The organism is Pseudomonas machongensis, from assembly GCF_034961125.1.
GTDB lineage: Bacteria > Pseudomonadota > Gammaproteobacteria > Pseudomonadales > Pseudomonadaceae > Aquipseudomonas > Aquipseudomonas machongensis.
This window is the reverse complement of record NZ_JAYFUI010000135.1, coordinates 1-8,073: the sequence shown is the minus strand read 5'-3', so window position 1 is coordinate 8,073 and position 8,073 is coordinate 1. Positions and strand designations below refer to the sequence as shown.

At 64.3% G+C, this 8,073-nt stretch carries 9 protein-coding genes; 6 read left to right on the top strand and 3 right to left on the bottom strand.

All coding sequences use genetic code 11. The features are described from left to right. Positions 1–1,748: 5'-3' exonuclease H3TH domain-containing protein (locus tag VA602_RS14205; RefSeq protein ID WP_323453518.1), on the bottom strand; the 1,748-nt coding region annotated here is incomplete at its 3' end. 75 nt (positions 1,749–1,823) lie between these two features. Here VA602_RS14205 and VA602_RS14200 point away from each other — a divergent pair. Together VA602_RS14200 and VA602_RS14195 are read left to right on the top strand one after the other, a co-directional pair. After that, complete coding sequence (locus VA602_RS14200) at positions 1,824–2,111, top strand: DUF2782 domain-containing protein (protein WP_063542000.1); 288 nt, start codon at positions 1,824–1,826, stop codon at positions 2,109–2,111. 72 nt (positions 2,112–2,183) lie between these two features. After that, the gene (locus VA602_RS14195) at positions 2,184–3,134 is read left to right on the top strand and encodes a homoserine kinase (RefSeq protein WP_054893356.1); all 951 of its coding nucleotides are present in this window, start codon (positions 2,184–2,186) and stop codon (positions 3,132–3,134) included. A gap of 80 nt (positions 3,135–3,214) precedes the next feature. Here VA602_RS14195 and VA602_RS14190 read toward each other — a convergent pair whose 3' ends face one another. Then, on the bottom strand, positions 3,215–4,168 hold the full coding sequence (locus VA602_RS14190; RefSeq protein WP_371105625.1) for a zinc ABC transporter substrate-binding protein: 954 nt from the start codon (positions 4,166–4,168) through the stop codon (positions 3,215–3,217). Between the two features lie 18 nt (positions 4,169–4,186). On the opposite strand from VA602_RS14190, the gene zur reads away from it, so the two are divergent. The 4 genes from zur to VA602_RS14170 all read left to right on the top strand — a co-directional run bounded on the left by zur (position 4,187) and on the right by VA602_RS14170 (position 7,053). Next, positions 4,187–4,672, top strand: a complete 486-nt coding sequence (zur, locus tag VA602_RS14185) for a zinc uptake transcriptional repressor Zur (RefSeq protein ID WP_054893358.1) — start codon at positions 4,187–4,189, stop codon at positions 4,670–4,672. Beyond that, entirely contained in the window at positions 4,669–5,442 is a 774-nt protein-coding gene (znuC, locus tag VA602_RS14180) for a zinc ABC transporter ATP-binding protein ZnuC (protein WP_323453517.1), read from the top strand. The genes zur and znuC overlap by 4 nt, the downstream gene beginning before the upstream one ends. Continuing rightward, entirely contained in the window at positions 5,435–6,217 is a 783-nt protein-coding gene (gene znuB, locus VA602_RS14175) for a zinc ABC transporter permease subunit ZnuB (RefSeq protein ID WP_063541998.1), read from the top strand. Before znuC ends, znuB begins: the two co-directional genes overlap by 8 nt. 128 nt (positions 6,218–6,345) lie before the next feature. Next, positions 6,346–7,053: a PA5502 family lipoprotein gene (locus VA602_RS14170; RefSeq protein WP_323453516.1), complete on the top strand. Its 708-nt coding sequence runs from the start codon at positions 6,346–6,348 to the stop codon at positions 7,051–7,053. Positions 7,054–7,184: 131 nt separating this feature from the next. Here the strand turns inward: VA602_RS14170 and VA602_RS14165 are convergent. Further along, a partial coding sequence (locus VA602_RS14165; protein ID WP_323453515.1) for a catalase-related domain-containing protein occupies positions 7,185–8,073 on the bottom strand: 889 nt, incomplete at its 5' end.

The window sequence follows — 8,073 nt, the reverse complement described above, 5'->3', positions numbered from 1 at the left end:
GGCATGCCCAGCTTGTCATAGAGGATCACCCCCAGCTGCTTGGGTGAGCCCAGATTGAACTCCTCGCCGGCCAGCTCGAACGCCCGACGTTCGAGCTCGGCCATCTTCACGCCCAGCTCACCGCTCTGCACCTTGAGCAGCGCAGCGTCGACCAGCGCGCCCTGGCGCTCGATCCTGGCCAGCACCGGCACCAGCGGCATCTCGATATCCATCAGCACCGGCTGCACGCTGGGGGTTTTCGCCAGGCGTGCCTGCAGTGCGTGGTGCAGGCGCAGGGTGATATCGGCATCTTCGGCGGCGTACGGGCCAGCCTTGTCCAGATGGATCTGGTTGAAGGTCAGCTGCTTGGCGCCCTTGCCAGCAATATCCTCGAACGCAATGGTGCTGTGGTCGAGGTATTTCTGCGCAAGGCTGTCCATGTCGTGGCGCGTAGCAGTGGAGTCGAGCACATAGGACTCGAGCATGGTGTCATAGGCCACGCCGCGCATCTGGATCGGCAGCGAAGCGTTGGCCAGGATATTGATGTCGTACTTGGCGTTCTGCCCGACCTTGGCCTTGGCCGGGTCTTCCAGCAGCGGCTTGAGCGCCGTCAGCACCGCGTCGCGGTCCAGCTGCGTCGGAGCACCTTCGTAGTCGTGGGCCAGCGGCACATAGGCCGCTTCATGGGGCTCGACCGCGAATGACAGGCCGACCAGCTCCGCACGCTGGGCATCCAGGCCGGTGGTCTCGGTGTCGAAGGCGAACAGCGGCGCCTGGCGCAGCTTCTCGAGCCAGACATCGAAGCGCGCCTGGTCGAGGAGGGTTTCGTATTTCGCCTCGACCTGGGCAGCGGGCTCCTCGACCGGAGCAATGGTGTCACCCTCCCGGGCGGCGTCGCGCTGTACCTCGGCGATCCAGCTCTTGAACTCCATTTCGGTGTACAGCGCCAGCAATGCTTCGCGGTCCGGCTCGCCGCATACCAGGGCATCGACTTGGACATCCAGCTCGACATCGACCTTGATGGTCGCCAGCTCATACGACAGAAACGCCGCGTCGCGGTGCTCCTCGAGCTTGGCCGGCAGGGTCTTGGCGCCGCGAATGGCCAGGCCCGGAACCTTGTCGAGGTTCTGGTACAGGTCACGCAGACCGCCACCGATACCGGTCAACAGGCCCACTGCGGTCTTCTCGCCGACCCCCGGAACACCGGGGATGTTGTCGACCTTGTCACCCATCAGGGCCAGGAAGTCGATGATGTGCTCAGGGCCCACGCCGAACTTCTCGTGCACGCCTGCCACGTCGAGCACCGTGCCGGTCATGGTGTTGACCAGGGTGATGTGGCCATCTACCAGTTGCGCCATGTCCTTGTCGCCGGTCGAGATGATGACCGGACGCCCGGCTGCCGCACTGCTACGGGCCAGAGTACCGATCACGTCGTCGGCCTCGACACCCTCGACGCACAGCAGCGGGTAGCCCAGGGCCCTGACGCTGGCGTGCAACGGTTCGACCTGCACACGCAGATCGTCGGGCATGCTCGGGCGGTTGGCCTTGTACTCGGCGAACATGGCGTCGCGGAAAGTGCCGCCCTTGGCGTCGAAGACCACCGCGAACAGGCTATCCGGGTACTGCTTGCGCAAGCTCTTGAGCATGTTCAACACGCCCTTGACCGCACCGGTGGGCATGCCTTTGGAGGTGGTCAGCGGCGGCAGGGCGTGAAAGGCGCGGTAGAGGTAGGACGAACCGTCCACCAGGACGAGAGGCGCTTGGCTCATGAGGAGAATCAACCTTTTCGACGGGTCCGGAGCTAGAATAGCCGGATCAGTGACGACAAAAGGACTTAGGTTATCATGCGTACACCCATTCGCCTGTTACTGCTCAGCCTGCTGGCCACCATGCCGGTCGTTACGCTGGCGGCGGACGACGCCCCATCGGCAGATCCCGATGTGACCATTCGCACGGAAGGCGACAGAACCATCCAGGAGTACCGTCAGAACGGTTTCCTGTATGCGATCAAGATCACGCCGAAAAACGGCAAGCCTTATTTCCTGGTACGCGCCGATGGCTCCGATGGCAATTTCATTCGATCCGACCAGCCGGACATGCTGATTCCGTCCTGGAAAATCTTCGAATGGTAAGCTAGTAACGCGTATCGTTCTTATCAACCAGGCACCTCCTCCAGGAGGTGCCCGTATGGGCAACTTTTCAACATGTCAGTCTTCACCCCTGTGTCCCGGCCTGAGCTGGAAACCTTTCTGGCGCCGTACGAGCTGGGCCGTCTGCTCGACTTCCAGGGCATTGCCGCCGGAACCGAAAACAGCAATTTCTTCGTAAGCCTGGAAAAAGGGGAATTCGTGCTGACGCTGATCGAGCGGGGGCCGGCCGAAGACATGCCGTTCTTCATCGAACTGCTCGACGTCCTGCATGACGCCGACATGCCCGTTCCCTACGCTGTGCGCGATCGCGACGGCAAGGGCCTGCGCGAACTGTGCGGCAAGCCGGCACTGCTGCAGCCACGGCTGTCGGGCAAGCACGTCAAGGCGCCGAACAACCAGCATTGCGCCCAGGTTGGCGAGCTGTTGGCGCATATCCACCTGGCGACCCGCGAGCGCATCATCGAGCGTCGCACCGATCGGGGCCTGGACTGGATGCTGGCCTCAGGCGCCGACCTGCTGCCGGGCCTGAGCACCGAACAGGCGCAGCTGCTGCAACCGGCGCTGGACGAAATCGCCGCGCACAAGGCGCAGATCCTGGCACTGCCCAGGGCCAACCTGCACGCCGACCTGTTCCGCGACAACGTGATGTTCGAAGGCACCCACCTGACCGGGCTGATCGATTTCTACAACGCCTGCTCCGGGCCGATGCTGTATGACATCGCCATCACCATCAACGACTGGTGCCTGGACGCCGACGGCGGCATCGATCTGCCGCGCGCCCAGGCGCTGCTGGGGGCGTACGCGGCGCTGCGGCCGTTCACTGCGGCCGAGGCAGAGCTGTGGCAGGTGATGCTGCGCGTGGGTTGCGTACGCTTCTGGCTGTCGCGCCTGATCGCGGCGCGGGACTTCGCCGGCATGGACGTGACGATCCATGATCCGAGCGAGTTCGAGGTGCGTTTGGTGCAGCGTCAGCAGGTGGCTTTGAAGTTGCCGTTTGCGCTGTAAGCGCGGCGGCCCTATCGCGGGACAAGTCGCAGCGGCGAACCGCCGCTGCGACTTGCCCCGCGATAGGGCCGGGTCAGCCGCTAGAGATGCTCCAGGCAACCCACCAGGTCGTTGCCCAGCTTCTCCAGCAAACGCTCGTAGCCCTTGCCATCCACCGGATCGTTCCCACCCAGTGCATCCAGCTCCGCCAAGGTCACCGGCAGCCCGGCCACCAGTGTTTCGGCCAGGCGCGGGCGGATCGGCGGCTCGCTGAACACGCAGGTCGGGCCAACTTCCTGCAGACGCTTGCGCATGGCCGCGACATGCTGGGCACCCGGCTGCACTTCGGCGGCGACGCTGAACACGCCGGTATGACGCAGCCCGTACTCGGCTTCGAAATAGTCGAACGCTTCGTGGAACACGAAGTAAGGCTTGCCGGCAATGCCCGCCACACGGGCCTTGATCCGCTGGTCGAGCGCGTCCAGACGCTCGACGAAGGCCTTCTGGTTGGCCTGATAGCGCGCCGCATTGGCCGGATCCGCCGCCGCCAGGTCGCTGGCCATTTTCGCCGAAATCACCCGGGCATTGACCGATGACAGCCACAGGTGCGCATCGAGCGACCCCGGCTGGTGGTCATGGTCGTGATCGTCGTGGTCTTCTTCATGCGAGTGGCTGTCCTCGCCAAAACGACGCAGCTTCATGTCCGCCAGCGTCTGCACGGCGATGGTCGGCTTGCTGCGGTTTTTCAGCACGCGCGGCAGGAAGCTCTCCATGTCCGGGCCGATCCAGTACAGCAGGTCGGCATCGCCCACCTTCCGTACGTCGGACGGGCGCAAGGCGTAGTTGTGCGGCGAGGCGCCGGGCGGCAGCAGCACTTCGGGGCTGCCGACACCGTCCTGAACCGCGGCAGCGATCTGCTGCAGGGGCTTGATGCTGGTCAGCACACGCACGTCGGCCTGGGCCGAGAAGGTGATGAAAGCGACAAAGAGAGCAAGGAATCGGGACACAGTGGATACTCGGCTCGTCAGAAACAGGTAACATAATAACGTCTCCATCGATAACCGTCGCCGCCCATGTCAATCACGCCGCTGGCTCACCGTCCCCACGATCATTCCCATTGCGTCCACAGCGCCTTGGCCGAAGCCGACGCCCTGTGCGTCCGCCAGGGTCTGCGCCTGACCGCGCTGCGCCGCCGTGTGCTGGAGCTGGTGTGGCAAAGCCACAAGCCGCTGGGCGCCTACGACATCCTCGCCGTGCTCAGCGAACAGGACGGCCGCCGCGCCGCACCACCGACCGTGTACCGCGCCCTGGACTTCCTGCTCGAGAACGGCCTGGTGCACCGCATCGCCTCGCTCAACGCCTTCATCGGCTGCAGCCACCCTGAACACAAGCACCAAGGCCAGTTCCTGATCTGCCGCGAATGCCACGTGGCCATCGAACTGGAGCAGGAGAGCATCAGCGGCGCCATCGTAGCCAGTGCGAAGGCTGTGGGCTTTGCCGTCGACACCCAGACCGTCGAAGTGGTCGGCCTTTGCAGTAACTGCCGGGGCGCCGCATGAGCGAAGCGCTGATCCGCCTGGAGCAGGTCGGCGTCACCTTTGGCGGCGAAGCGGTGCTCGACAGCATCGACCTGTCGGTAGCACCACGCCAGATCGTCACCCTGATCGGCCCCAACGGTGCTGGCAAGACCACACTTGTGCGCGCCGTGCTCGGTCTGCTCAAGCCGAACAGTGGCAAGGTCTGGCGCAAGCCGCGCCTGCGCATCGGCTACATGCCGCAGAAGATCCAGGTCGACGCGACCCTGCCGCTGTCGGTACTGCGTTTCCTGCGCCTGGTGCCGGGCGTGGATCGCGCTGCGGCGCTGTCGGCATTGCAGGAGGTGGGCGCCGAGCAAGTCATCGACAGCCCGATCCAGACGGTCTCCGGGGGCGAGATGCAACGGGTATTGCTGGCGCGGGCGCTGCTGCGCGAGCCTGAACTGCTGGTGCTCGACGAACCGGTACAGGGCGTCGACGTGGTTGGCCAGACCGAACTGTACAACCTCATCACCCGCCTGCGCGACCGCCATGGCTGCGGTGTGCTGATGGTCTCCCACGACCTGCACCTGGTGATGAGCGCCACCGACCAGGTGGTCTGTCTGAACCGCCACGTGTGCTGCTCCGGGCACCCGGAGCAGGTCAGCAACGACCCGGCCTTCGTCGAGCTGTTCGGCCAGAACGCTCCAAGCCTTGCGGTCTACCACCACCATCATGATCACAGCCACGATCTGCACGGCGCGGTGATCGCCCCTGGCGCCCATGTTCACGGAGAGCACTGCAAGCATGGCTGATTTTCTTCTGTACGCCTTGCTTGCCGGTCTTTCCCTGGCGCTGGTGGCCGGCCCACTGGGCTCCTTCGTGGTCTGGCGGCGCATGGCCTATTTCGGCGACACCTTGTCCCATGCCGCGCTGCTGGGCGTGGCCCTGGGCTTCGTGCTGGACGTCAGCCCCACGCTCGCGGTAACGGTCGGCTGCCTGCTGCTGGCGATCCTGCTGGTGACCCTGCAACAGCGCCAGCCGCTGGCCTCCGACACCCTGCTCGGCATCCTCGCACCCAGCACCCTGTCGCTTGGACTGGTGGTGCTGAGCTTCATGCACGATGTGCGCATCGACCTGATGGCCTACCTGTTCGGTGATCTGCTGGCGATCAGTACCACCGACCTTTCATGGATTCTCGGCGGCAGCGTGTTGGTGCTGGGCTTGCTCGCGGTGCTCTGGCGCCCGCTGCTGGCAATCACCGTGCACGAGGAGCTGGCGATGGTCGAGGGCCTGCCAGTGGCGGCCCTGCGCATGGCGCTGATGCTGCTGATCGCGGTGGTGATCGCAGTGGCGATGAAGATCGTCGGCGTGCTGCTGATCACCTCGCTGCTGATCATCCCGGCCGCTGCGGCACAGCGTCACGCGCGCTCGCCCGAGCAGATGGCCCTGGGCGCCAGCTTGCTGGGCGTGGCAGCGGTTTGCGGGGGGCTGGCGATGTCCTGGTTCAAGGATACGCCTGCTGGTCCATCGATCGTGGTCTGTGCCGCAGTGCTATTCTTGCTGAGCCTGGCATTGCCCAAGCGCTGAAATTTCAGGGTGCGCATTGACGCACCCTGCAACCTTTGCGCCCGTAAAGGGTCTGTAAGACTTGTTTTCGAGCGTGCGCACCTGGGTGTAGACTTGCTCGCTTTTTGCGCAAATAGAGAGTCGCAGGAATGAAGCCGTTCGCCTCCCGTTATCTGCTTGTTGCCGCGTTTTCCCTGTTCCTGGCCGCCTGTTCCAGTGCCCCGGTCGAGCAGCCGGTCGCGCCTGCGCAGCCAGACGCCTGGCAGCAGTTGCAACAGAACATCGCCAGCAACGAGCTGGCCACTGCCGAAGACCAGCTCGCCAGCCTGCAGGCACAGTCGCCGAACGATGCGCGTATCGAGCAATACCAGCGCCAGATCGCCGAAGCCTACCTGCAACGCAGCCAGATCGTCCTGCAGAAAGGCGACGTCAATGCGGCCGCCACTGCGCTGGCCCGCGCCCGTGCACTGATGCCCCAGGCACCAGCGCTGACCGGCGGCGATGCCGTCGCCCATGCTCGCCAGGCCGAGCTGGACAAGGCTGAAGCCGCGCTGAAGGCTGCAGAATCCAAGCCACAGGCACGGGTCATCGACCCGGCGGCACCGAGCACGGTGATTGCACTGAAAACCACGGACATTGCAGCCATGCGCAAGCAACTGGATAACATCGCCGCCGATGTGGTGAATTACCAGTGCGAAGTGGTGTTCCAGGTGCCACGCACTCAGGATGCGCCGTGGCTCAAGACCCTGCTGCAGAAGCGGGTGACGCGGATCGATGCGGACTTTGTGCTGAAGCAGAAGCACGAGATCCAGCGGGCATTGCCAGCACAGGTGGTGCTGGTGCCGCATCAGCGCTGAGACAGCGTCGACATCTTCGCGGGTAAAACCGCTCCCACAGATGAGTCGACACCATTGCGGGTAAACCCGCCCCCCACAGATGGGTACATAGCCTGTGGGAGCGGGTTTACCCGCGAACAGATGCTACGGCATCAAGCCGGAATCGCTTCTGCAGCGGCCTCCCGCTCCCATACCCGGTGCCCTTCGACCGCCTTCACAAAGGCTTCCACGGTCTTCTGGTCATCCCCAAGCAGCAACCCCTTGTCCTCCTTGAGCCCCAGCGCCCCCAGGAGCGCCTTGCCATCATTGGCCAGAGCGATCGCCTTGAGGTGCTTGTAGCCCTCGAGCAGGAAGTGCTTGGCCACGCCACTGCCCGCCAGTGCATCCAGCGAGGCCTTACCAGCGGGCACCAGGACCCCGTCGAACATGACCGAGGGCATGCCCTCCATCGACGCATCCACCGCCAGCGCCTTGCCGCCAGAGGTCTTCACCGGCGCCGAGGTTGGCCCCAGCAGCATGGGACGTGCGCTGTGGGCCTCCAGCGCCTTGACCAGCTTGTCGACGCTTTCGTCATCCACGCCATTGGCCACCAGCAACGCGATCTTGCGCCCCTTGATGCCCACATCGCCGGGATGATTCATCTGGCTCAGGGCCGGCGACGCCTTGAGTTTCGATTCCTTACCTTTGACCGTCCCGGTCTTCGGCGCCGGTAGGCCGAGGTTCTGCGCGACAGCGGCTGCAAGCTTCAGGTCGATATTGGCCAGAATCTCATTAACCTCACGCGCACGAATATGCTCGCGCTCCACCTTGCCCAGCTCGAAGCTGTAGGCCTTGATGATGTGCTGTTGTTCGGTGTCGCTCATGCTGTGGAAGAACAGCCGGGCTTGCGAGAAGTGATCGCCGAACGACTCGCTGCGCTGGCGGATCTTGTGCGCGTCGACGCGCTCCTGGTAGCTCTCGAAGCCACCGTCCTGCGGCGCTGCTGGGGTTTCTTTCGGCCAGCCAGCATCGATCGAGTTGGGCTCGTAGGCGGCGCGGCCC